This is a genomic window from Pseudopontixanthobacter vadosimaris (assembly GCF_012979275.1).
GTDB classification, from domain to species: Bacteria; Pseudomonadota; Alphaproteobacteria; order Sphingomonadales; family Sphingomonadaceae; genus Pseudopontixanthobacter; species Pseudopontixanthobacter vadosimaris.
The window spans coordinates 62,054-84,449 of record NZ_JABASZ010000042.1; the positions used below are offsets into that span (position 1 = coordinate 62,054).

Here is a 22,396-nt window from a genome sequence, read left to right on the forward strand (position 1 = left end):
ACCCTCATCTGCCCGGCCTCATCTGGCCGATGCGACCGAATCGGCCGCGTCGCTGGCCAGACGGTCCACGCGGTCGTTTTCCGGATGGCCGGAATGGCCCTTCACCCAGCGCCAGTCGACATCATGCATGGCGGCGGCGGCAATCAACTCGTGCCACAGATCGGCATTGCGCACCGGTTTCTTGCTGGCGTTGATCCAGCCGCGCTTCTGCCAGCCCGCGATCCACTTTGTCATGCCGTCCAGCACATATTTGCTGTCCGAATAAAGGGTTACTTCGCAGGGTTCGATCAGGGCCTGAAGCCCGCGGATCGCGGCGGTCAGTTCCATGCGGTTGTTCGTGGTTGCCGGATCCGCGCCCGACAGTTCCTTCTCATGCGCGCCAAGCCGCAGCAATGCACCCCAGCCGCCAGGGCCGGGATTGCCCTTGCACGCACCATCGGTGAAAATCTCGACATGTTTCATGTGACCAATGTGCCCGTCGGAACGTCCGCCGAAAAGAGCTTCGCCCCTTTCTGCGCATAGAATTGCAGCCGCCGCGCGAAATCCATCGGATCCTTGCGCTTCACCATCGCACCTTCCTCACCATGGAGCCAGTCGTAGGCGCGTGTCGCGATGAAGCGCATGCAGGCACCCTGCGCCAGCACCGGCAGGGCAGCGCGTTCCTCGGCCGAAAAGGGACGGATGCTCTCGTATCCCCCGCGCAGCGCGGCGGACACCTCGGGGTCAAAGGTCTGCCCGTCCGGAGTGAAGCACCATGCCGCGTGAGTCACCGCGAAATCATAGGCAACCATGTCGTTGCAGGCGAAATAGAAATCGATCATCCCCGCGACCTGGTCGCCGCGCATCAGAACGTTATCGCAGAACAGATCGGCATGGATGATCGAGCGGGGCAGATCCTTCGGCCATTTTGCGCGCAGTTCGGGGAGTTTCATGCGGACTAGGCCGGTCAGCGCCGGATCGATCTTACGCAGATTATCCGTGCCGCAGCTGTCGAACAGGGCGCGCCAGTCGGCCGGCTTGAGATCGTTCGTCCGCGTTTCGCCGTAATCGCGGCTGGCGATATGCAGCCGCGCCAGTTCCACTCCCACCGCGCGCGCCTGTGCGGGGGTGGGCTGGTCGACCGAAAGGCCGGGAAGATATTCGATCAATGCGACTGCCTTGCCATTCACCATCCGCGACGCGGCTCCATCCCTGTCGTGGATCGTGCGCGGAACCGGAAGATCCTTGGCAGACAGGTGGTCGAGCAGGCCCAGAAAGAACGGCAAATCCGCCAGGTCGATCCGCTTTTCATACATCGTCAGGATGAAACGGTTGCCTGCGCGATTCGCATCGATGTCCGGGCCGGGCACCCGCTGCGCGGCAGACCCGGTGGTTTCGATCAGCCAGTTGCTGTTGGACACCCCTTCGGCGATGCCCTTGGCGGAGACAAGTTCCCCCACATCGTAATGAGTAACGATGGCGGCGAGGTCTTCCGCGCCGAGATGCGTATAGACGGCCATGTCAGCTAGCCTCGCCAATCAGTCCAGCAGCTGGCGAGGCAGCTTGAACACCATTTTTTCCTCGGCGGTGACGAGGGTATGTTCCTCCACCTCGCGCCACTCGGCCAGCCTGTCCACGACTTCGCGGACGAGGGTTTCCGGGGCCGAGGCACCGGCCGTCAGGCCGATCGTCCCGACGCCGTCCAGCCACTCCGGTTCGATATCGCCAGCCCTCTGGATCAGCCGCGCAGTCGTGCCGCAGCGCATGGCAACCTCGACAAGGCGGACGGAATTGGATGAATTGGTGGCACCGATCACCAGCACCAGATCGCTGCCGGGGGCAATCGCCTTGACCGCCGCCTGCCGGTTCGAGGTGGCATAGCAGATGTCCTCGGCCTTGGGTCCGACGATATGCGGGAACTTGCGCCTGAGGGCTTCCACGATCGCGGCGGTATCGTCGACGGACAGGGTGGTCTGGGTCAGAAAGGCCAGTTCGTCCCCGGATGAGAATTCCAGCGCCGCAACATCGTCCAGGGTTTCCACCAGCGTCATCTCGCCCCGTGCCACCTGGCCCATGGTGCCGATCACCTCGGGGTGACCGGCATGGCCGATGAAGACGATATGCCGCCCCGCCTCGATCTGCCGTTCGGCCTGGCGATGCACCTTGCTGACCAGCGGGCAGGTGGCGTCCAGATAATCGAGCCCGCGCCGGTCGGCTTCGGCGGGAACCGATTTCGGCACGCCATGCGCGCTGAACACCACCGGCGCGCCGTCCGGAACCTCTTCGAGTTCCTCGACGAAGACGGCGCCTTTCGCCCGCAGGCTGTCCACCACGAATTTGTTGTGCACGATCTCGTGGCGAACATAGACCGGTGCGCCGTATCGCTCGATGGCGCGCTCGACGATCTCGATCGCCCGATCCACGCCCGCGCAGAAGCCGCGCGGTGCGGCAATCAGCAGGGTAAGGGCGGGCTTGCCGCCCGTGGCAATGCCTCCGGCCTGGCGGGGCGTATTCTGCAAGGGAGCGTTCATGCATCCCCCCCTAGCCCTTTCGCCCAAGCACCGCTAGGGCTGCGCGCCATCAGGATTTCGAGGATTTCGCCGCAGATGACACCGAAGACCGCATCTTTTCGCCTTATCAGTGTATTTGCCGCCGGTGCAGCCCTGGCGGGATGCGCGAAGGATGGCGACCTCGTGCTGGGCGAGGCCGTCGGCATATCGGCGGTTCGCAGCGCCTGCCCGGCGGTGGGCGTGCCCGATTACACCGGCAATATCACGACGTTCCGCAGCCCGGATTCGCGCACCGTCAGCGATCTCGATGTGACTGCCGCGATCACCAACGTTCGCAGCACCTGCAACGACACGGGCGACAGGATCTATTCCGAGGCCAGCTTCGCCGTGCAGGCGCGCCGCGCCGATGCGCGCGGTGCCCGCAGTGTGGAACTGCCCTATTTCTCCACGGTGCTGCGGGGCGGAAGCCAGGTGGTGTCGAAGCGGGTGGGAACGGTCCGCATCGATTTTGCCGACGGGCAGGAACGCGCGGAGGCCATGGCCACGGCGGGTGCCTTCATCGACCGCGCGGCCGCGACCCTGCCGGATGACATTCGCGCACAGATCACCCGCCGCCGCCGCCCCGGCGATGCCGATGCGGCGCTGGATCCGCTGGCCGATCCCGCAGTTCGCGCGGCGCTGCAGCGGGCGAGTTTCGAACTGCTGGTCGGCTTCCAGCTTACCGAAGAGCAACTGGCCTATAACGCAACGCGCTGATCGGCGATTCGCTGACCGGGTAGCCTGTGCTCCTTTCGTCGGGGCTTTGCGAAACATTGCGCTTGGGCTAGGCGCGGGGCCATGTCCAAGCAACAGATGCCCCGCCGCAATACCGTCCACGCCGCTTTCGCGGAAAAGCTGGATGCGATCCTGTCCGCGCTCGAGATGGAAGGCAATCTGCCGCCGGATACGCCGCGCACCGGCGTGACCGTGGAGCCGCCGCGCGATGCGACGCATGGCGATCTGTCCAGCAATGCCGCGATGGTGCTGGCGAAGCAGGCCCGCACCAATCCGCGCGAACTAGCCGCGAAGATCATCGAGAAGCTGGACCGCGACGCCGATGTGGAAAGCGCCGACATCGCGGGGCCGGGATTCATCAATCTTCGCCTCGCGGAATCGACCTGGCGCGAGGAAGTGGCTGCCATCGCTGCGCTTGGCGACGATTACGGCCGCTCCGACATGGGCGAGGGGCAGCGGGTGAATATCGAATATGTCTCGGCCAATCCCACCGGGCCGATGCATATGGGCCATTGCCGGGGGGCCGTGGTCGGCGATGCGCTGGCGGCATTGCTCGAATATGCAGGCCACGAGGTGATCCGCGAATATTACGTGAACGATGCCGGGGCGCAGGTCGACACCCTCGCCCGCAGCGCACATCTGCGCTACCGCGAGGCGTTGGGCGAGGATATCGGGGCGATAACCGAGGGTCTTTATCCCGGCGACTATCTGCGGCCCGTGGGCAAGGCCCTGGCCGAAGAACTCGGCAAGCGGTATGTCTCCGCGCCCGAGCAGGAGTGGCTGCCCGTCTTCCGCGACCGGGCGGTAGCCGCGATGATGGATCTGATTCGGCAGGATCTCGCCCTGCTGGGCATTCATCATGACGTCTTCGCTTCGGAAGCGAAGTTGCAGCAGGCCGGGAAGCCGGAGGCGGCCGAACGATGGCTGCGAAGCCGCGACCTGGTCTATGACGGAATTCTCGAAGCACCCAAGGGCAAGACGCCCGACGATTGGGAGCCAGTGGAACTGCCGCTGTTCCGCTCCACGAAATTCGGTGACGATCAGGATCGCCCCATCCGCAAATCGGACGGGAAGTGGACCTATTTCGGGGCCGACCTCGCCTATCACATGCAGAAGGCGGAGGATGCCGACGCGCTGATCGATATCTGGGGGGCCGACCACTCGGGTACGGTCAAGCGGATCAAGGCCGCCGTGGCCGCACTTTCCGAAGGGAAGGGCGGCGCGATCCACTTCGACGTCAAGCTGGTGCAGATGGTCAATCTGCTCCGCGACGGCGAACCGGTGAAGATGTCCAAGCGCTCCGGTAATTTCGTCACCCTGGCCGAGGTGGTGGAGGAGGTCGGCAAGGATGTCGTGCGCTTCACCATGCTGACGCGGAAGCCCGAAGCGCAGATGGAGTTCGACTTTGCGAAAGTGATCGAACAGTCGAAGGACAACCCTGTCTTCTACGTGCAATATGCCAATGCGCGCATCCATTCCACTTTGCGCCGGGCTGCTGCCGAAGGCATCACATCCGCGGGCGACAACAGCGACCTGCTCGGCCCGGCGGATCTCGCGCTGGTGAAACAGGCGGCACAGTTCCCCCGCATCGTGGAAGCGGCGGCCCAGGCGCGCGAGGCGCATCGGATCGCCTTCTATCTTTACGATCTGGCGGCGGCCTTCCATGCCTATTGGAATGCCGGCAATGACGATGCGGCGAAGCGTGTCATCACCGCCGATCGCGATCTGACGGCAGCGCGGCTTTTCCTGGTATCGCAGGTAGCGCAAGTGATTCGTAACGGTCTTGCTATATTGGGCGTCGAACCTGTCGAGGAGATGTGACCATGACCGGCAACGGACGCCGTGACGACGATTACCAGAACGCCGAAGGGGCCACGCCGGAAGCGGGTCCTACTCTCGATGCGGCGGGCTTCGCACCGGATGATTATCGTTCCGCCGACGATTACCGGACCGGCAAAAATTACCGCATGGGCGACGATACCGAGCCTGCCAGCGCATACCGCATGGATGACGAACTCGCGCTCGACCGGCAGGACGAACGCCTGCCGTGGCTCGAATCCGCCGATGATGAGGAAGATGCGGGCGGCGTCGATCCGGCGCGGCTGATCGGCTTCGTCCTGCTCGCCCTGCTGGCTTTGGCCGTTCTGATCGGCGGCGGCTGGTTTATAGCCAATTCGGGCGGCGACGGCGAGATCGTTGCGGATGGCAGCACCATAGAAGCGCCCGACGAACCCTACAGGTCCCGGCCCGACAATCCGGGTGGCAAGGAATTCGCCGGCACTGGCGATGTTGCGCCCGCCGTGGCCGAAGGCCAGACGCGGGAAGGGCGCATCGCGGAAGACGACACGCCGCGCCCTACCGTCAATGTCGCGCAGGAAGCAGACGTTGCCGAACCGCAGGAGACGCCGGAACCTGCGCTGGGCGGCGTTGCCGTGCAGGTCGGCGCCTATATGAACGAGGCCACCGCCGAGAGCGGATGGGCCGAATTGCGTTCGCGTACCGATCTGCTGAACGGGGTGAACCACCGCATCGTGCGCGGGAATGCGGACATCGGTGTGGTCTATCGCCTTCAGGCGGTTGCGGGCGATCTGTCCTCCGCGCGCCAGCTCTGCACCGCCTTGAAGAACGATGGCGTCGCCTGTCAGGTGAAGCCCTGAACCGCTGCTGCATCCGGCGGTAATGTCCACAGCGCAGGGTTGGCAATCGCTTGCGAACCCTGCGTTTTCCTGCGATTCCTGCTGCCATGACACCAGCAATTTTCGGCCTGTCGGGGGCAAGGCTCACCGATAACGAGCGGGATTTCTTCCGCGACAGCGTGCCTGCGGGCTACATCCTTTTCGGCCGCAATTGCATCGATCGCGATCAGCTCCGCGCCCTCACGGGTGAATTGCGCGACCTTCACGGACGGGACGATCTGTTCATCTGCATCGATCAGGAAGGTGGCCGGGTCGCGCGTATGAAGCCCCCGGAATGGACGCGCTTTCCTGCCGGAGAACTATTCGACGGTCTGTATCAGGTGGCTCCCGCATCGGCGATGCAGGCGGCGCGCCTGAACGCGCAGGCCCTGGGGCTGGAACTTGCGGAGGTGGGCATCACCGTCGATTGCCACCCGCCGCTCGATATCCGCTGGCCGGGCGGCCACGACGTGATCGGCGACAGGGCACTGGGCGCGGAACCGATGCAGGTGGCGGCGCTGGGCCGTGCGATCCTGCAGGGACTGGGCGAAGCGGGCGTTGCGGGCTGTATCAAGCACATGCCGGGGCACGGCAGGTCGAATACCGATACGCACAAGAGCATGCCGAAGATCGGGGCGAGCGCTGCGGAACTGGAGGTGGACATGCAGCCGTTTCGCGCACTGAACCATGCGCCGGTCGGCATGACCGGGCATCTGCTGTTCACGGCCTGGGACGATGAGAACCCCGCGACCCTGTCTCCGGCTGTCATTCAGAACCAGATACGCGGGCACATCGGCTTCGACGGTCTGCTGCTGACCGACGATATCGACATGCAGGCGCTATCGGGGACGATCCCGGAACGATCCGCCCGCGCGATCGCTGCCGGTTGCGATCTGGTGCTGAATTGCTGGGCGAAGATGGACGACATGGTCGGCATCGCCAAAGCCGTACCCGCGGCGGGGGGCAAGACGCTTGAGCGATTGCAGAAGGCGCTGACGGGCACCGGCCCGCAGGCGGACCAGCCGGACAGCGCGGAATTGCTCGCCACCCGTGACGCATTGCTGAGCGCAGCGGGTTTCGCCGGGTGAGCGGTGCCGGGCTGCTGTTTGCCGAGGCCGAGCCGGATGGCGATCGCCCGGCGGGCGGTGCGGCATCCCTCACGAAAGCAGACGATGCGGCGCTTTATCTCGAACTCGACGGGTGGGAAGGGCCGCTGGATCTGCTGCTGGATCTTGCCCGGCGGCAGAAGGTCGATCTTCGCGCGATTTCCATTCTTTCGCTGGTCGATCAATATCTCGAATATATCGAACGTGCCGATGCGCTGAAGCTGGAACTCGCGGCCGATTATCTCGTCATGGCCGCATGGCTCGCGTTTCTGAAATCCGCTTTGCTGCTTCCGGCGGAGGAACAGGAGGAGCCGGGGGCGGAGGAACTGGCGCTGCGCCTGCAATTGCGGCTGGCGCGGCTCGGCGCCATGCGCGAAGCGGCGGCGCGCCTGCTGGCCCGCGACCGCACGGGACGGGAGGTGTTCCTGCGCGGCGCACCCGAAGGCCTGCGTACCGACCGCAAGGTGAAGTGGCAATGCGACTGGTTCGCCCTGATCCGGGCCTATGGGCAGGTGAAGGCCCGTACCGCGCCCGCTGTCCACATGGTGCGAGACCGTCCGGTGATGACGCTTGAGAGCGCTCTGGAACGCATCGCGGCCATGCTCGGCGTCAGCCGCGACTGGATGAGGCTGGAGGATTTTCTGCCAGGCGAGGCGGAGCCGGGTTGGAGCAGGCCGCGTCTTCGCCGCAGCGCACTCGCCTCCAGCTTCGTCGCCGCGCTGGAACTTGCCCGCACCGGGCAGGCCGAACTGAGGCAGGACGGCGCCTTTCAGCCGATGCTCCTGCGCCGTACAGGGTCGTGAACTTGCCGGCGGAAGAGGGTGATCCGCTGGTCAGGGCCGTGGAGGCGACGCTGTTTGCAGCGGAGGAGCCGCTGACGATCGCTGCTCTTTGCGCTCACCTCGGCGATGCCGACGCGGCAGATATCCGCGTAGCTATCGACGATCTCGTGGCATTTTACTGCGGCAGGGGCGTGGAACTGGTCCGGCGCGGGGCGGCCTGGCACTTCCAGACCGCGCCCGACCTTGCCCATCTGCTGCGGCGGGAACGCGAACAGGTGCGGCGACTGTCGCGTGCGGCCACCGAAGTCCTGGCGATCGTCGCCTATCACGAACCCGTCAGCCGGGCAGAAATCGAGAGCATCCGCGGCGTGCAGACGGCGAAAGGAACGCTTGACGTCCTGATGGAGGCAGGCTGGGTTCGCGCGGCCGGACGAAGGGATGCGCCCGGAAGGCCCGTGATCTACGCCACGACACAGGCATTCCTGGCCCATTTCGGCCTTGAATCACGCCGCGATCTGCCGGGGATTGGCGAATTGAGAAGCGCCGGATTGCTCGACCCGGTCGACGATGCCTTTGACGCGTTGGCAGACCCGAAACAAAGCGGCGAAGCGGCCGGCCCCGAATGATGCATCGCTGGCAAATGCCCGGCACATCCACTATATCGAAACATGGAACCTAGGCAAAAAAGGATCGCCTCATGGGTAGTATAGGCCCCGTTCAGCTGCTGATTATCGCCATCGTCATCCTCGTGCTGTTCGGCCGGGGCAAGATTTCCGAGATGATGGGTGATTTCGGCAAGGGCGTGAAAAGCTTCCGCTCGGGCATGAATGACGAGGACGAGGCGCATGCAGTTGAGGCCAGGCGCCTGAACGCTCCGGCACCCCATGACGCACCGCCGGCATCGCCCGCTCCGCCAGCCACCGGCAACGCGCAGGAAACCGCCATGGCGGCGGATGCCGCCGCGCAGGATAATGGTACGCGCGGCGATACGCCCCGCTGACCTGACGGGCGGCGACCATGTTCGATATCGCTGCAAGCGAAGTCCTCGTCGTCATCATCGTGGCGATTCTCGTCATCGGACCCAAGGACATGCCTGCCGCATTACGTGCCGCCGGGCGCTGGATCGGCAAGATCCGCCGGGTGTCCGGCCATTTCCGATCGGGGCTGGATACGATGATTCGCGAGGCGGAGATGGAAGACATGGAACGCAAGTGGCGCGAACAGAACCGTGCCATCATGGCGGCTCATCCCGATATAATGACAGCTGAGGATTCGGGCATCGTGCCCGACGATAGCGCTACGGGCGAAGCCGCCACGGCAGCGCCAGGTGATGGCGGTAGCAACGAAACAGGCGGAGCCTGGGGCGTATCGGCGGAGAGCCGCGCGCAGGTGGAGATGCGCGCCAGCCAGGATCCGCAGAATCATGCGGCCGCAAAAGGGCCGGGCAGCGATGTTCCGGATGAGGCGTCACGCTGATCATGGCGATACAGTTGAGAGATATCGACGAAACGCAGGCGCCGCTGCTCGACCATCTGATCGAATTGCGCACGCGCCTGGTGCGCTGTGTCATCGCGCTGGCAATCGCCTTTGCCATCTGCCTGTATTTCGCCGACGACATATTCGGATTTCTGGTGCGCCCGCTGACCGTTGCTTTCGCCGAAGGTAACCAGCAGGGCAGGCTGATCTACACCCAGCTTTACGAAGCCTTCTTCGTGGAACTGAAAGTCGCCCTGTTCGCGGCTTTCTTCGTCAGTTTCCCGATTATCGCAAATCAGTTATGGGCCTTTGTCGCGCCCGGCCTCTATGCACGGGAAAAGGGTGCCTTTCTGCCCTTCCTGATCGCCACGCCCATCCTGTTCACGGCAGGGGCCTCGCTCGCCTATTTCGTCGTGATGCCGACCGCTTTCATATTCTTCCTCGATTTCGAGGGGGTGTCCGGGGGTTTGGAGCAGGAGGCGCTGCCGGCGATGGGGGAATATCTCTCCCTGGTCATGCAGTTCATCCTTGCATTCGGCGTGAGCTTCCTTCTGCCGGTGCTGCTGCTGCTGCTGAACAGGGCCGGCATCGTGTCGCGCGGGCAGCTTATCGCCGCCCGGCGCTATGTCATCGTGCTGGTGGTGGGCGTCGCCGCCATCGTCACGCCGCCCGATCCCGGTTCGCAGCTGGTCTTGGCCATACCGCTGATGCTGCTGTTCGAAGGGTCGCTCGCGCTGATGTGGCTGGGCGAACGCCGGATGAAGAAGGCCCAAGTCAGGCCAATTGCCGACGGTTAGACCAGGTGCGTCGGCGCAGCGTAGATCGCGGGTAAATGGACGGCCGCATCGCAGAGCCATGATTCAACCGGATACAAAAACGGGGCCGAAAGGCCCCGTTTTCATCATATCATGATCGAAAGATCAGGCGCTGATGGCATCATCATCATCGTCGACAGCGACGATGATCCCGGCGATGACGGCAGCAGCTGCCAGGATCGCGAGAATGATGCTCGAACCACCGATTTCGCTCTCGCCTTCGACGGGAGCGGCAACGCGGTCGACATTGGTCTGCGCCAGTGCAGGCGATGCAACCAGCGAAAGTGCAGCAGCGGAAGCTGCCAGGTTACGAATCTTCATAGTGAGTTCTCCTCGATTATTTCAAAATCTAAAATGCTCCGCTCGCCCTAAAGCAAGTGGTCTTTAGCCGCAACCCGGTATTTCTATCGCCCGGCAACGATTGCGTCAGATAAGCCTCATCTGTTGCCATTTGCAAACAGTTCGCCGGGCCGTAGAAGTCACTTCACACGCTGACGGCATCATCGTCATCATCTGCCGCAAGGAAGATGACAGCTGCGATGACAGCGGCAATGCCTGCAAAGAAGACCAGCGTATTCTGCTGTGCCGCAAGGCTCGACGAACGCTCCACCGGTGCCTCGGCACGCGACATATCCGCGCCGGCCGCCTCGGCCGCGACAGGAGCGGACACGAGCGCCATTGCTGCCAATGCAGGAGCCACGTTACGAAACTTCATTCAACTTCTCCGTTCGGCGAGATCTGCATGCGCCCCTGCCGATGCCCTTTAGAGGCAGTCCCGCCCGGTGCAAACAGGCAGGATGCCGCGATGGGGCCAGCAATAGGGCTGCCTTTATGAGGGAGCGGTTAACAGCTGTCGATTCCGCTGCGTCAGCGATGAACAAAATTTACGTGATCAGTCGCCCTGTCGCCAGACCCGCTCCCCGCCAATCCATGTTTCCAGTATATTCGTAGCGCGAAGTTCGGCAGGCGATGCGATCATCGGATCCCGGTCGATGAACAGGAAATCTGCCCGCTCACCCGGAACCAGCCGGCCGAACCGTCCCTCGGCAAAACCTGCAAAGGCCGCATTGGCCGTAAAGCCGGCGAGAGCAAGTTCGCGCGAAACCGCCTGTTCGGGCATCCAGCCGCCGGGCGGCAGGCCCTCTGCATCCGTGCGGGAGATTGCCGCCGCAAGTCCGGCGAACGGGTCGGGCGATTCGACGGGCGCATCGGAACCGAAGGCGAGCCTGCTGCCGGCCCTGTCCAGCGACGCCCAGGCATAGGCACCTTGAAGACGTGCCGGGTCCAGCCGCGCCTCGGCCATCGTCCGGTCTGACGTCTGGTGCACCGGCTGCATCGAGGCGATGATGCCATTGCGCCCGAAAACGGGAATATCCGCCGGATCGACGATCTGCGCATGTTCGATTCGCCAGCGTCTGTCGGGGTAGCTGCCCGACAGTTCCTCTATCGCCTCCAGCACCTCGCGATTGGCGGCGTCGCCGATGGCGTGGATGGCGAGTTGAAAATCCTCCATCGCCGCGCGGCTCATCAGATTGCGCAATTGTGCCTGCGTCAGCAGCGGCAGGCCGGTGTTGCCCGGATCGTCGGCATAAGGTTCGAGAAGCCATGCGCCGCGCGATCCCAGCGCCCCGTCCAGATATAACTTTACACCGTTCAGGCGCAGCCGGTCGTCGTACAGCCACGGCGTCGGGCCGGGGCCGCCGATCAGTTCCATGGCATCGACCCCGTGGGCATAGGCCATGATCCGCAGCTTCAGCGTGCCGATGTCGCCCGCGCGGCGATAGGTCTGCCAATCCTGGATCGTGGTGCCCATGTCGGCGGCGGCCGTCACTCCGGAGGAAAGGAGCCGCCGCTGGGCTGCGAGCAGGGCGACGTCGCGGTCATCGGGGCGGGGCGGCGGCACGGCCTTCTGCACCAGTTCGCCCGCCGCATCGATGAAGACACCCGCCGGTGTCTGCGATCCCGCGAGGCGTTCTATGCGGCCGCCGGACGGATCCTTCGTCGCTGCCGAGACGCCTGCGGCCGCGATGGCGCGGGAATTGGCCCAGCCGGCGTGACCGTCCACGCGTTCCAGATAGACGGGCCGGTCGCCGACCGCTTCGTCCAGTTCGGCGGCAGTGGGAAAACGGCCCAGTCCCCAGAGTTCCTGATTCCAGCCGCGCCCGATGATCCACGGACGGTCCGGGTTCTCGGCGGCAAAGACGCGGATGGCGTCCTGTGCCTCGGCCAGCGAGCGGGTCTGCGAGAGGTCGAGCGTCAGGGCGCCGAAGCCGAGGCCCATGACATGGAGATGCGCGTCGATCATGCCCGGCACCACCACGCGGCCCTGTCCATCGACGCGGTAATCGGTGCGTTCCGGTCGGCGGTCGCGGCGATCGAAGACCTGTTTCACCCGCCCGTCATCGTCGATCCACATTGCTTCGAAGCGGTCGATCTCGCCATCCTTGTCGATGGTGAGGCCCTGTATATTGTCGATCAGCACATCGGCCTGCGCGTTGGGTGCGAGCGCCAGGGCAGGGATGGCGAGCGCCAGTTTGCAGGCGGAGCGGAACAGTTGCAATTTCATGGTGTCTTTCCTTCGGAACCTGGCGGCAGTCGTCTGATCAGGGCGCTGGTATCCTGCCGGCCCGCGCCCATTGCCTGCAAATCGGCATAGAACTGATCGACCAGAGCGGTGACCGGCGCGGATAGCCCCAGACGGCGCGCTTCCTCAAGCGCATAGCCAAGATCCTTGCGCATCCAGTCGAGCGCGAAGCCATGGTCGAATTCGCCGGCGACCATCGTCTGCCAGCGGTTCTCCATCTGCCAGCTTTGCGCCGCACCGCCGGAAATCGCCTCCAGCACCCGCTCCATGTCGAGATCCGCGGCATCGGCCAGCCGGATCGCTTCCGACAGCCCGGCGAGCGTTCCGGCGATGCACATCTGGTTGGCCATCTTGGCGGTCTGCCCTGCGCCTGCCGCCCCGACATGGACGATGCGCGAACCGTAGCTTTGCATCACCGGACGGGCGCGCTCGAGGGCTTCGTCCGAGCCGCCGCACATTATGGCCAGCCTGCCGTTTTCCGCCCCCGCCTGTCCGCCGGATACGGGCGCATCCAGTGCGGCGAATCCGGCGCTGCGGGCAGCACCGTCCAGCCGCCGCGCCATCGCCGCCGACACCGTGGTATGATCGATGAACAGGGCATCCGGCGCAATCGCGGCAAAAGCACCGTCCGGCCCCAGCGTCACCGCCTCCAGATCGGCATCGTTGCCCACGCAGGTCAGGACGATGTCGGCTCCGCCTGCTGCTTCTGCAGGTGTTGCCGCGATATGCGCGTCACGGCCGTCGGCGCGTTGCGCCTCCAGCCATGTCCGCGCCCGGCTGGCGGTACGGTTATAAGCGGTTACGCTATGCCCGGCAGCGGCAAGGTGTCCGGCCATCGGCCCGCCCATCACGCCAAGGCCGATGAAGGCTATCTCGAGGGGTTCGGTCATCGGAGCCACGAATGTGGCAAAATGCGCGCCAATGCAATCGCTGCGGAGGCGTCAATGCTCTGCTTTCCCAACGGCATTCCCCAGCGGCCAAATATCCCCTAAAGGCCGCAGCCATGACGCACAGCACCGACCAGACCGCCACAAGCGCCGCTGCCATAACGGCAGCGCTGCCCCTGACACTTGCCGACGTTGAGGCGGCGGCTGACCGTATCGCCGGGGCGGTCGTGCGCACGCCGACAATGTTCAGCCAGACGCTGTCCAATATCACCGGCGCGCGAATCTGGCTGAAGTTCGAAAATCTGCAATTCACCGCTGCTTACAAGGAGCGCGGTGCGCTGAACGCATTGCTGCTGATGGACAAGGCGCAGCGCGAACGCGGCGTGATCGCGGCAAGCGCCGGCAATCACAGCCAGGGTCTCAGCTATCACGGTACGCGGCTGGGCGTTCCGGTCACCATCGTCATGCCGCGCACCACGCCGACGGTGAAAGTGATGCAGACCGAAAGCGTCGGCGGCAACGTAGTGCTCGAAGGCGAAACCTTCGATGATGCCTATGCCCATGCGCGCAAGCTGGAGCAGCAACTGGGCCTCACCTTCGTGCATCCGTTCGATGATCCGCACGTGGCAGCGGGTGCGGGTACGGTGGCGCTGGAAATGCTGGCGGATGCGCCGGAAATCGACTGCATCGTCACGCCGATCGGCGGCGGCGGGCTGATTTCCGGCATGGCCACCGTGGCCGAGGCGCTGAACCCCGGGATCGAGGTGATCGGGGTGGAGGCGCGCCTGTTTCCATCCATGTACAACCGGCTGACGGGCGAATCGCTGCCCTGCGGGGGCGATACTCTGGCCGAAGGCATCGCTGTCAAGGAGCCCGGCCAGTTCACCGAACAGGTGATAAGACAGCGCGTCGACGACATCCTGCTGGCGGACGAGGCATCGCTGGAAAATGCCGTCTCGCTGCTGCTGCAGATCGAGAAGACCGTGGTCGAAGGGGCCGGGGCCGCGGGCCTCGCGGCGGTTCTCGACCATCCGGAGCGGTTCAGGGACCGGAATGTCGGCCTGGTCCTGTGCGGCGGCAATATCGACACGCGCCTGCTGGCGAATGTGCTCCTGCGAGATCTCGCCCGTTCGGGCCGCCTGGCGCGGCTACGGATCACGCTGCAGGACCGGCCCGGCGCGCTCTACAAGGTGATGCGCGAATTCGAGGCGCACAACGTCAATATCATCGAGATCTATCACCAGCGCATCTTCACCACCCTGCCGGCGAAGGGTCTGATTACCGACATCGAATGCGAAGCGCGCGACAAGCAGCAATTGGTCGGGCTGATCGCCGAATTGCAGGGCAAAGGCTATTCGGTGAGCCAGGTCGAACTGAACTGAAGCCCGTGCCGGCGAAATCCCGTGCCTGTACGAATCGTGGTTAAAGGGCTTTAACCTGCCTCATATCGTGGCATAATCGTTCAGGCAGGAAAGGCGATGCGTCGCCGATCCGGCGCGAAGGATCAGCAACCGACAGGATGACACCAGCCCCCGTGACCGCCCAATGACCGCCCCTGTAAGATTCCCCCGCTTCTTCGTCACGAGCCCGGCGCCATGCCCCTATCTTCCGGGCCGCAGCGAACGGAAGGTCTTTACCGAACTGAAGGGCGACAATGCCGACCAGCTGCACGAGGCGCTCGGCCGGATCGGGTTCCGGCGCAGCCAGACGGTTGCCTATCGGCCCAGCTGCGCCGATTGCCAGGCCTGCATCTCGGTCCGTGTCGCGGCGCTCGATTTCCGCCCGTCGGCCACCCAGCGCAAGAATATGCGGCGCAATTCCGATCTTGAAGTGACCGAATGCCGCCCCTGGGCGACGGCGGAACAGTTCGAATTGCTGCAGAAATACCTTGGCATGCGCCACCCCGATGGCGGCATGGTGTCGATGGACGAGATGGATTTTGCGGATATGGTGGAACACACGCCCATATCCAGCTATGTGACCGAATACAGGGAACCTTCCGCCGATGGGAAGCCGGGCCGCCTGGTGGGCGCCTGTCTGACCGACCGGCAGGGAGACGGGTTGTCGATGGTGTACAGTTTCTACGACCCTGAACATGAGGCGCGGTCCGGTCTTGGGAACTACATCATTCTGGACCATATTCGCCGCGCGGGCGAAGCGGGCCTGCCTTATGTCTATCTCGGCTATTGGGTCGAGGGATCGCCGCGCATGCAGTACAAGGTGCGCTACCGCCCGCTGGAACGGCTTACTCCTGCCGGCTGGGTGCGGATGTCCGCCCAGCAGCAGGACGCCCTCATCGCCGCTTCAATTGCCCGGGCCGGTCAGCCCGGGGCCGGTGCCAACGTGCCGGCCGGTGAGAAATGGCAACCGTCAGGTTCCAGAGAAGGTGTCGCCGCGATCGGGTAATCGCCCTGCCATCCCGACGGCATTTCATCGCCTGACCCTCTCCACCGCAATCGGGGCGTTGTGCGTTCCCGCTGCGCTTCACGCGCAGGAAGGGCCGGATACTCTCCGGCTGGAAGATCTGATCCCCGACACGGCAGTGGCCAATCCCCAGGACTGGGCTGTCGATGCCCGGGGCGAGAGTGATCTTCCGCCCGCGATCACGGAACTGCCCGAACTTGCCGCCGATTCGCCGCTGGCCGAGATGCCGCTGATCACCGTCCCTTGGCCGGACGACGACCTCGACCTGCCGCAGCTTGCACCGCTCGAACCTGAAGACGATATTGAATTCGCCACGTTCGACGAACCGATGCTCGCTCCTGCTCCGGTTCTGGTGGAGCGGCGGATCGACGACAATCTCGTGATCGCCTATCCTGAACGCGCCGAGGATTTCCCGCCGCGCGACGATTTTATCGAAAGATTTGCTGCCCTTTCCACTCTGGAAGAACTCGAAGGCGAAGAAACCAATATCGCGCAGCTGACGGCACGCGCGCGCCGCGACGAGGAACTGCTCGGCACATTGCTGCGCGTCTATGGCTATTATGACGCACAGATATCGCGCAACATCGCTGCGGAACTGCCGGCCGCAGGGCGTGACGACGGGAGTGCGCCCGACGATGCGACCCGCGCTACGGTACGTTTCGACATCGTTCCCGGTCCGCGTTACCGTTTCGGCGCGATCGACCTTGGCAATCTGTCCGCTGCGCCCGATTACAGCGAATTGCGCGGCGCCTTCGATATTGACCGGGGGATGGACCTTTCGAGCGACCGGATCGTCGAGGAACAGGCCGATCTGGATCATGCGCTGGGTGAAAACGGCTATGTTTTCGCCGAGATCGACGCACCCGAACTCGTGGTCGATCACGAAAGGCTGGAAGGCGATCTGACGATGGTCGTCCGCCCCGGCGGCAAATATGCCTTCGGCGGCGTCGTAAGTTCCGATCCCGGCTTCCTCGGCGGCGAACATCTGGCCGGGATCGCCCGTTTCGATTCCGGCGACATCTATCGGCGCAGCCTTGAACTTGACCTGCGCCGCGCCATCACGGCGACCGGACTGGTTTCCACGGCGACGATCACGCCGCGTGTCGTGGCGGAGCCGCAGGGCGATAGACCGGGCGTGGTCGCGCTGGACGTGAATATCACCCGCGCGCCGCTGCGCACCATTGCCGGCGCGATCGGTTACGGATCGGAAGAAGGCATCCGCGTTCAGGCCAGCTGGGAACATCGCAATCTGTTCCCGCCCGAAGGATCGCTGCGGGTGCGCGGCATTCTGGGCACGCAGGAACAACTGGCCGGCGTCACCTTCCGCAAGAACAATTTCGGCGGGCGGGACAAGGTGCTGACGCTGGATGCCTATGCCAGCACACTGGACAGCGATGCCTATGATGCCCGCACGGTCGCGCTGATCGGCACTTATGAGCGCCTGTCCACGCTCTTGTTCCAGAAGCCGTTCAGCTGGGGCGGCGGCTTCGAACTGATCGCCACCGACGAGGCACCCGCATCGGTGCGCGAATCGCAAACCCCGCGGGAAACATATTTCATCGCCGCGCTTCCCGGCCGCGCGCAGATCGACACGACGGACGATCTGCTCGATCCGACGACCGGTTTCCGCCTTGGCCTGCGCCTGTCGCCCGAAATCTCGCGCAACCGGGGCACGCAGAGCTTCTATCTGCGCAGCCAGGTCGATGCCAGCTACTACCGCCGCATGTCGGACCGGGTGGTGCTGGCGGGCCGGGCGGCGGTGGCGAGCATTCCGGGCGCGGACCTGATCGACATCGCACCCTCGCGCCGCCTTTACGCTGGTGGCGGCAGTTCGGTGCGCGGTTACGGGTTCCAGCAGATCGGCCCGCGCAATGCTTTCGGTGAACCCAATGGCGGCCGGTCGCTGGTGGAACTGGCGCTGGAGGCGCGGATACAGACGGGCATTTTCGATGGCGCATTATCCGTCGTTCCCTTCGTCGATGCGGGCACGGTCAGCGTCGGCGCCGTCCCCACGCTGGATGTGCTGCGGGTCGGCGCAGGAGTGGGCCTGCGTTATCAGACAGGGTTCGGCCCGATCCGGGTCGATCTTGGCGTGCCGGTCAACCCGGGGCCGGACGACAATCCCTTCGCGGTCTATGTATCACTGGGGCAGGCGTTCTGATGGCGACCACTGCCGTCGATGAAAGCCGCGAGGAAACCGGCGGCGGAATTGCTCGTGGCAGGCACGGCGCTCGTTCCATCGCCATGCGCTTCGTGCAATGGATGCTCGGAATAGTTCTTGCGTTCGCGCTCATCATCGTCGGCGGAGTGCTGGCGCTGGATACGGCACCCGGCAAGCGGTTCCTGATCGACAGGATAGAGGGTCTGGCGCCCGCATCCGGCCTCGGTATCACGATCGGGCGGATCGAAGGGAGCATATACGGTTCCGCCACGCTCCATCACGTTGCCCTGTCCGACCCTGAGGGCGTGTTCCTGTCGCTGCCGCGCGTGGCGCTGGACTGGCGCCCGCTGAACTGGTTCACCAGCGGCATCGACATTCGCGACCTGCTGACGCGGGGCGGCACCTTGTACCGCTTGCCCGATCTGCGACCCGGCGATCCGGATTCGCCCGTTCTGCCCGATTTCGACATTCGGATCGACCGCCTGCGGATCATCGACCTGACCGTCGCGCCGCAAATCATCGGGGGCGAAAGCCGCACGGTCGATCTGCTGGCCCAGGCTGACATCCGGTCGGGCAGGGTCTATGCCAACTTGCGCGGCGGCTTTGGCGGGGGCGACCGGCTGTACGCGCTGATCGATGCGATGCCGGATGAGGACCGCTTCGATCTCAAGCTGGACTATATGGCGCCAGCGGGCGGCGTTCTCGCCGGCCTGCTCGGGGCGGAGGCGGATTATCACGCCGTCATCGACGGGCAGGGATCGTGGACCAACTGGGCGGGGCGCTTCCTTGTCGAACGTGGCGGCGCTCGGTTCGCGGTATTCCGCCTGACAAATTGGGCGGGCGAATACGGGATTGCCGGGCAATTGACGCCGGGCACGGCGCTGGACGGGCTGACGGCCGATCTGGTCGCGGGTGAATTGTCGGTAAGAGCCGCCGGAACCTTGCAGCAACGTGTGTTGGAAGGAAAAGCGCAATTCGCTTCCGCTGCGGTGGCCGGAGCCGTGCAGGGCGCGGTGGATCTCGGCCGCAATGTGATGGAGGATCTGCGCTTCGCCGTTCGCCTGCGCCAGCCCGACATTCTCGGCGGCAATCTGCGGCTGGAGGATCTGCGGCTGAGCGGCACCGCCGAGGGCGCTTTCGGCAGTCTGACCGTGGAGCACAGGCTGGCGCTGGGCCGACTTGTGTCCGGCGAAATCGTGGTGACCGACCTCCGCCAGAACGGCATTGCAAGGCTGAACGGGTCGCGCCTGCAACTGCCTGTCGATGCCGAGGTGGGGCGGATCAGGGTCGGCAACGATCTGCTCGACCCGCGCCTTGTGGGTGGGACCATCGCCGGCGTATTAATCGCCGAGGATGGCCGCCTGTTTTCCGACGAATTGCGCGTCAGGTTTCCCGATACCAGCGGCGATCTGGCCTTGCGGGCCCGGCCCGCGGACGGTGCCTATACGCTGGCCGGACTGGTGCGGGCGCAGGGATTGCAGTTCCGCAATATCGGCCGGGCCAGTGGCAGCGCACAGGTGGTGTTCGACGTTGCCCGCAACCAGCCCTGGACACTGCGCGGCGTCGTCGACGGGCGATTGGGGCAGGTCGCCAATCCCACCTTGACCACCATCGCGGGGGACAATATCCGCTTCGCCGGGGGTGTGAGTTTCGGCAAGGGCCAGCCGCTTTCCTTCCGCCAGTTCCGCGTGAATGCGAGCAAGCTGCAGGCGGAGCTCGACGGACGCATTACAGGTGGCAGGACCACGCTGGCAGGGCGCGGGCGGCATGTGCAATTCGGGCCGTTCACCGTCGAAGGCGCGCTGACCCCTTCGGGGCCGGAGGCCGTGCTGGTCTTTGCCGATCCACTGCCGCAGGCGGGACTGCGCGATGTTCGCGTTGCGCTCAGCCCGGAAGATGGCGGCTTTTCGCTGGCGGCCACCGGGCAATCTCTGCTCGGCCCGTTCGAAGGCGATTTCCGCCTGTTCGCTCCGCCGGGGAACGACGTTCGCATCGCGGTCGACCGGCTGCAGGTCAGCGGTACCGAGGTCACCGGCAATCTCGCCTTGCAGGGCAGCACGGCGAGGGGGCGACTGGCATTTGCCCAGGGCGGCGTTGACGGTGCCATCCTGCTAACGCCGCGCGCGGGCGGGCAGGGCTTCGACGTCGATCTGACCGTGCGCGATGCGCGCTTCGGTGGAGGAACCCCGCTCGCCATTGGCCGGGCGCAAGTCGATGTCTCCGGCTATCTTGCGGACGGCAATAGCACGATCACGGGCGAGGCGCGGGCGCAGGGCGTCAGTTACGGCAACATCTTTATCGGCCGGCTGGCGGCAGAGGCGGAACTGCGGAACGGACGCGGCAGGGTGGACGCCCAGATCGCCGGGCGCCGAGGCAGCCAGTTCGAACTGCGGCTGGCCGCCAATGTCGCGCCGCAGCAAATCGCGCTTGCCGCAAAGGGCCGCTACGCCGGGCGCGACATCACCATGCCGCGCCGGGCCATGCTGGAAGAGAGGGCAGGCGGTGGCTGGACCTTGCGCCCTACCCAGGTAAATTACGGGCAGGGCAGCGCCATCGCGCGGGGCCGGTTCGGCGGCGGCGAAACGGCGCTGAATTTGCAACTGGCCAATATGCCGCTGGCCCTGCTCGACATCGCCGCAGATACCATCGGACTCGGCGGGACGATTTCCGGCACCGTCGATTACAACCAGATTGCAGGGGGACTGCCAACCGGACAGGCGCGGGTCAAGATCGACGATCTGACCCGGTCGGGCCTCGTGCTCACGTCCCGGCCGATCGATCTGGCCCTCGTCCTGCGCCTGACGCCCGACCGGCTGGAAACGCGCGCCGTCGCCACCGAAGGCGGTGAGCGGCGCGGGCGGCTGCAGGGGCGCATCGCCAATCTGCCGGGTCAGGGCGGGCTGGCCGAACGCCTGCGCCGGGGCGACCTAGCGGCGCAGCTGCGCTATGGCGGACCTGCTTCGGCGCTGTGGCGCCTGGCGGCGGTGGACACGTTCGACCTGACCGGCCCGGTCGAGATCGCCGCCGACGTGACCGGCACGCTGGCCGATCCGCGGGTGCGGGGTTCGCTATCGACCGATGAATTGCGGCTGCAGAGCGCCGTTTCGGGAACCGACGTCCGAAACTTGCGGGCGCGTGGCAGTTTCAACGGTTCACGCCTTCGGATAGGGCGGTTCGCCGGCACGACGCCGAATGGCGGCACCGTGGTCGGCAGCGGGACGGTCGATCTCGCGAACCTGGGCGCGCGGGGGCCTGCCCTTGACATCAAGCTGGCGGCAACGAACGCTTTGCTGCTCGACCAGGCCGGTCTGCAGGCCGCCGTCACCGGACCCTTGCGCCTCGTGTCCAACGGCATTGGCGGTACCATCGCCGGGCGCGTCGAGATCGAGCGGGCAAGCTGGCGGCTGGGCCGCGCGGCACAGGAACTGCGCCTGCCGCAGATCGCGACCAGCGACGTAAATCTGCCCTACGACGTCGCGCCCGCCCGCCGCCGCAGCGCCCCGTGGCGCTATCTCATCAACGCACAGGGCGATAACCGGATCGATGTCGAAGGTCTGGGCCTCGAAAGTGAATGGAGCGCCGATCTGGCCATTCGCGGAACCACGGACGATCCCCGCATCGGCGGCGAAGCGCAGGTGGTGCAGGGCACCTACAGCTTTGCCGGGGCGCGTTTCGACCTGGAGCGGGGCCGCATCGATTTCGACGTGAACGGCCCCATCGACCCGCGCATCAACATACAGGCGGAAAGCCGCCAGAACGGCATCGATGTAACGGTCAACGTCGAAGGCAACGCACAATCGCCAGAGGTGCGCTTCAGCTCGACGCCGATGCTGCCCGAGGAAGAAATCCTCGCACGGCTGTTGTTCGGCGGTTCCATCACCGATCTTTCCGCAACCGACGCGCTGCAATTGGGCGCGGCGCTGGCTTCGCTGCGCGGCGATGGCGACGGCGGGCTGGACCCGATCAATTCGCTGCGTAACGCGATCGGGCTGGACAGGCTGCGGATCGTCAATGCCGATGCCGCCCTGCGGCGCGAAACCGGCATTGCCATCGGCAAGAACATTACGCGGCGCATCTATGTCGAACTGATTACCGACGGGCGCGGTTACAGTGCGACCAGCGCCGAATTCCGTATCACCCGATGGCTGTCGCTGCTGGCGAGCGTCTCGACAATCGGGCGAGAGAGCGTCGTCGCGGAAGTCAGCCGGGATTATTAGAGTATC

20 protein-coding genes are annotated in these 22,396 nt (G+C 64.9%); 13 read left to right on the forward strand and 7 right to left on the reverse strand.

The features are described from left to right. Positions 1-18: 18 nt before the first annotated feature. The 3 genes from rnhA to ispH are packed head-to-tail and all read right to left on the reverse strand — an operon-like array spanning position 19 to position 2,510. On the reverse strand, positions 19-462 hold the full coding sequence (gene rnhA, locus HG250_RS11835; protein WP_170005541.1) for a ribonuclease HI: 444 nt from the start codon (positions 460-462) through the stop codon (positions 19-21). After that, positions 459-1,499 (reverse strand): homoserine kinase, encoded by a 1,041-nt coding sequence (thrB, locus tag HG250_RS11840; protein WP_170005542.1) that lies wholly within the window; start codon positions 1,497-1,499, stop codon positions 459-461. The genes rnhA and thrB overlap by 4 nt, the downstream gene beginning before the upstream one ends. Before the next feature lie 18 nt (positions 1,500-1,517). Then, the gene (gene ispH / locus HG250_RS11845) at positions 1,518-2,510 is read right to left on the reverse strand and encodes a 4-hydroxy-3-methylbut-2-enyl diphosphate reductase (RefSeq protein ID WP_170005543.1); all 993 of its coding nucleotides are present in this window, start codon (positions 2,508-2,510) and stop codon (positions 1,518-1,520) included. A gap of 75 nt (positions 2,511-2,585) precedes the next feature. Here ispH and HG250_RS11850 point away from each other — a divergent pair, with 75 nt between their 5' ends. The 9 genes from HG250_RS11850 (at position 2,586) to tatC (ending at position 10,099) form a co-directional block, all read left to right on the forward strand. Then, the gene (locus HG250_RS11850) at positions 2,586-3,245 is read left to right on the forward strand and encodes a hypothetical protein (RefSeq protein ID WP_170005544.1); all 660 of its coding nucleotides are present in this window, start codon (positions 2,586-2,588) and stop codon (positions 3,243-3,245) included. Positions 3,246-3,326: 81 nt separating this feature from the next. Further along, positions 3,327-5,084 carry an arginine--tRNA ligase gene (gene argS, locus HG250_RS11855; RefSeq protein ID WP_240957106.1) on the forward strand — a complete coding sequence of 586 codons (1,758 nt, stop codon included), beginning with the start codon at positions 3,327-3,329 and terminating at the stop codon, positions 5,082-5,084. A gap of 2 nt (positions 5,085-5,086) precedes the next feature. Next, complete coding sequence (locus HG250_RS11860) at positions 5,087-5,920, forward strand: SPOR domain-containing protein (RefSeq protein WP_240957107.1); 834 nt, start codon at positions 5,087-5,089, stop codon at positions 5,918-5,920. Positions 5,921-6,006: 86 nt separating this feature from the next. After that, positions 6,007-7,026, forward strand: a complete 1,020-nt coding sequence (gene nagZ / locus HG250_RS11865; protein WP_170005545.1) for a beta-N-acetylhexosaminidase — start codon at positions 6,007-6,009, stop codon at positions 7,024-7,026. Further along, a complete protein-coding gene (locus HG250_RS11870; RefSeq protein ID WP_170005546.1) occupies positions 7,023-7,847 on the forward strand; it encodes a segregation/condensation protein A in 825 nt (274 codons plus the stop codon). The genes nagZ and HG250_RS11870 overlap by 4 nt, the downstream gene beginning before the upstream one ends. Beyond that, positions 7,844-8,452, forward strand: a complete 609-nt coding sequence (gene scpB, locus HG250_RS11875) for an SMC-Scp complex subunit ScpB (protein ID WP_338103914.1) — start codon at positions 7,844-7,846, stop codon at positions 8,450-8,452. The genes HG250_RS11870 and scpB overlap by 4 nt, the downstream gene beginning before the upstream one ends. Before the next feature lie 71 nt (positions 8,453-8,523). Then, entirely contained in the window at positions 8,524-8,826 is a 303-nt protein-coding gene (gene tatA / locus HG250_RS11880) for a twin-arginine translocase TatA/TatE family subunit (RefSeq protein ID WP_170005547.1), read from the forward strand. Positions 8,827-8,843: 17 nt separating this feature from the next. Next, on the forward strand, positions 8,844-9,302 hold the full coding sequence (gene tatB / locus HG250_RS11885) for a Sec-independent protein translocase protein TatB (RefSeq protein ID WP_170005548.1): 459 nt from the start codon (positions 8,844-8,846) through the stop codon (positions 9,300-9,302). A 2-nt stretch (positions 9,303-9,304) separates the two neighbouring features. Continuing rightward, positions 9,305-10,099, forward strand: a complete 795-nt coding sequence (gene tatC, locus HG250_RS11890) for a twin-arginine translocase subunit TatC (RefSeq protein WP_170005549.1) — start codon at positions 9,305-9,307, stop codon at positions 10,097-10,099. 123 nt (positions 10,100-10,222) lie between these two features. On the opposite strand, the gene HG250_RS11895 is transcribed toward tatC, so the two are convergent. From HG250_RS11895 to HG250_RS11910, 4 genes are all read right to left on the reverse strand, one after another. Then, complete coding sequence (locus HG250_RS11895; protein ID WP_170005550.1) at positions 10,223-10,438, reverse strand: hypothetical protein; 216 nt, start codon at positions 10,436-10,438, stop codon at positions 10,223-10,225. 163 nt (positions 10,439-10,601) lie between these two features. Then, positions 10,602-10,832 carry a hypothetical protein gene (locus HG250_RS11900; RefSeq protein WP_170005551.1) on the reverse strand — a complete coding sequence of 77 codons (231 nt, stop codon included), beginning with the start codon at positions 10,830-10,832 and terminating at the stop codon, positions 10,602-10,604. Between the two features lie 177 nt (positions 10,833-11,009). Beyond that, positions 11,010-12,683: an amidohydrolase gene (locus HG250_RS11905; RefSeq protein ID WP_170005552.1), complete on the reverse strand. Its 1,674-nt coding sequence runs from the start codon at positions 12,681-12,683 to the stop codon at positions 11,010-11,012. Continuing rightward, a complete protein-coding gene (locus HG250_RS11910) occupies positions 12,680-13,591 on the reverse strand; it encodes an NAD(P)-dependent oxidoreductase (protein WP_170005553.1) in 912 nt (303 codons plus the stop codon). Before HG250_RS11910 ends, HG250_RS11905 begins: the two co-directional genes overlap by 4 nt. Positions 13,592-13,704: 113 nt before the next feature. On the opposite strand from HG250_RS11910, the gene HG250_RS11915 reads away from it, so the two are divergent. From HG250_RS11915 to HG250_RS11930, 4 genes are all read left to right on the forward strand, one after another. Then, positions 13,705-14,970: a threonine ammonia-lyase gene (locus HG250_RS11915; protein ID WP_170005554.1), complete on the forward strand. Its 1,266-nt coding sequence runs from the start codon at positions 13,705-13,707 to the stop codon at positions 14,968-14,970. A 163-nt stretch (positions 14,971-15,133) separates the two neighbouring features. Beyond that, positions 15,134-15,994, forward strand: coding sequence for an arginyltransferase (locus HG250_RS11920; RefSeq protein WP_170005555.1), 861 nt, complete (start codon positions 15,134-15,136; stop codon positions 15,992-15,994). Further along, positions 15,975-18,173: an autotransporter assembly complex protein TamA gene (locus HG250_RS11925; protein ID WP_338103915.1), complete on the forward strand. Its 2,199-nt coding sequence runs from the start codon at positions 15,975-15,977 to the stop codon at positions 18,171-18,173. Before HG250_RS11920 ends, HG250_RS11925 begins: the two co-directional genes overlap by 20 nt. Then, positions 18,173-22,390, forward strand: coding sequence for a translocation/assembly module TamB domain-containing protein (locus HG250_RS11930; protein ID WP_170005556.1), 4,218 nt, complete (start codon positions 18,173-18,175; stop codon positions 22,388-22,390). Before HG250_RS11925 ends, HG250_RS11930 begins: the two co-directional genes overlap by 1 nt. The last annotated feature ends 6 nt before the right edge of the window (positions 22,391-22,396 follow it).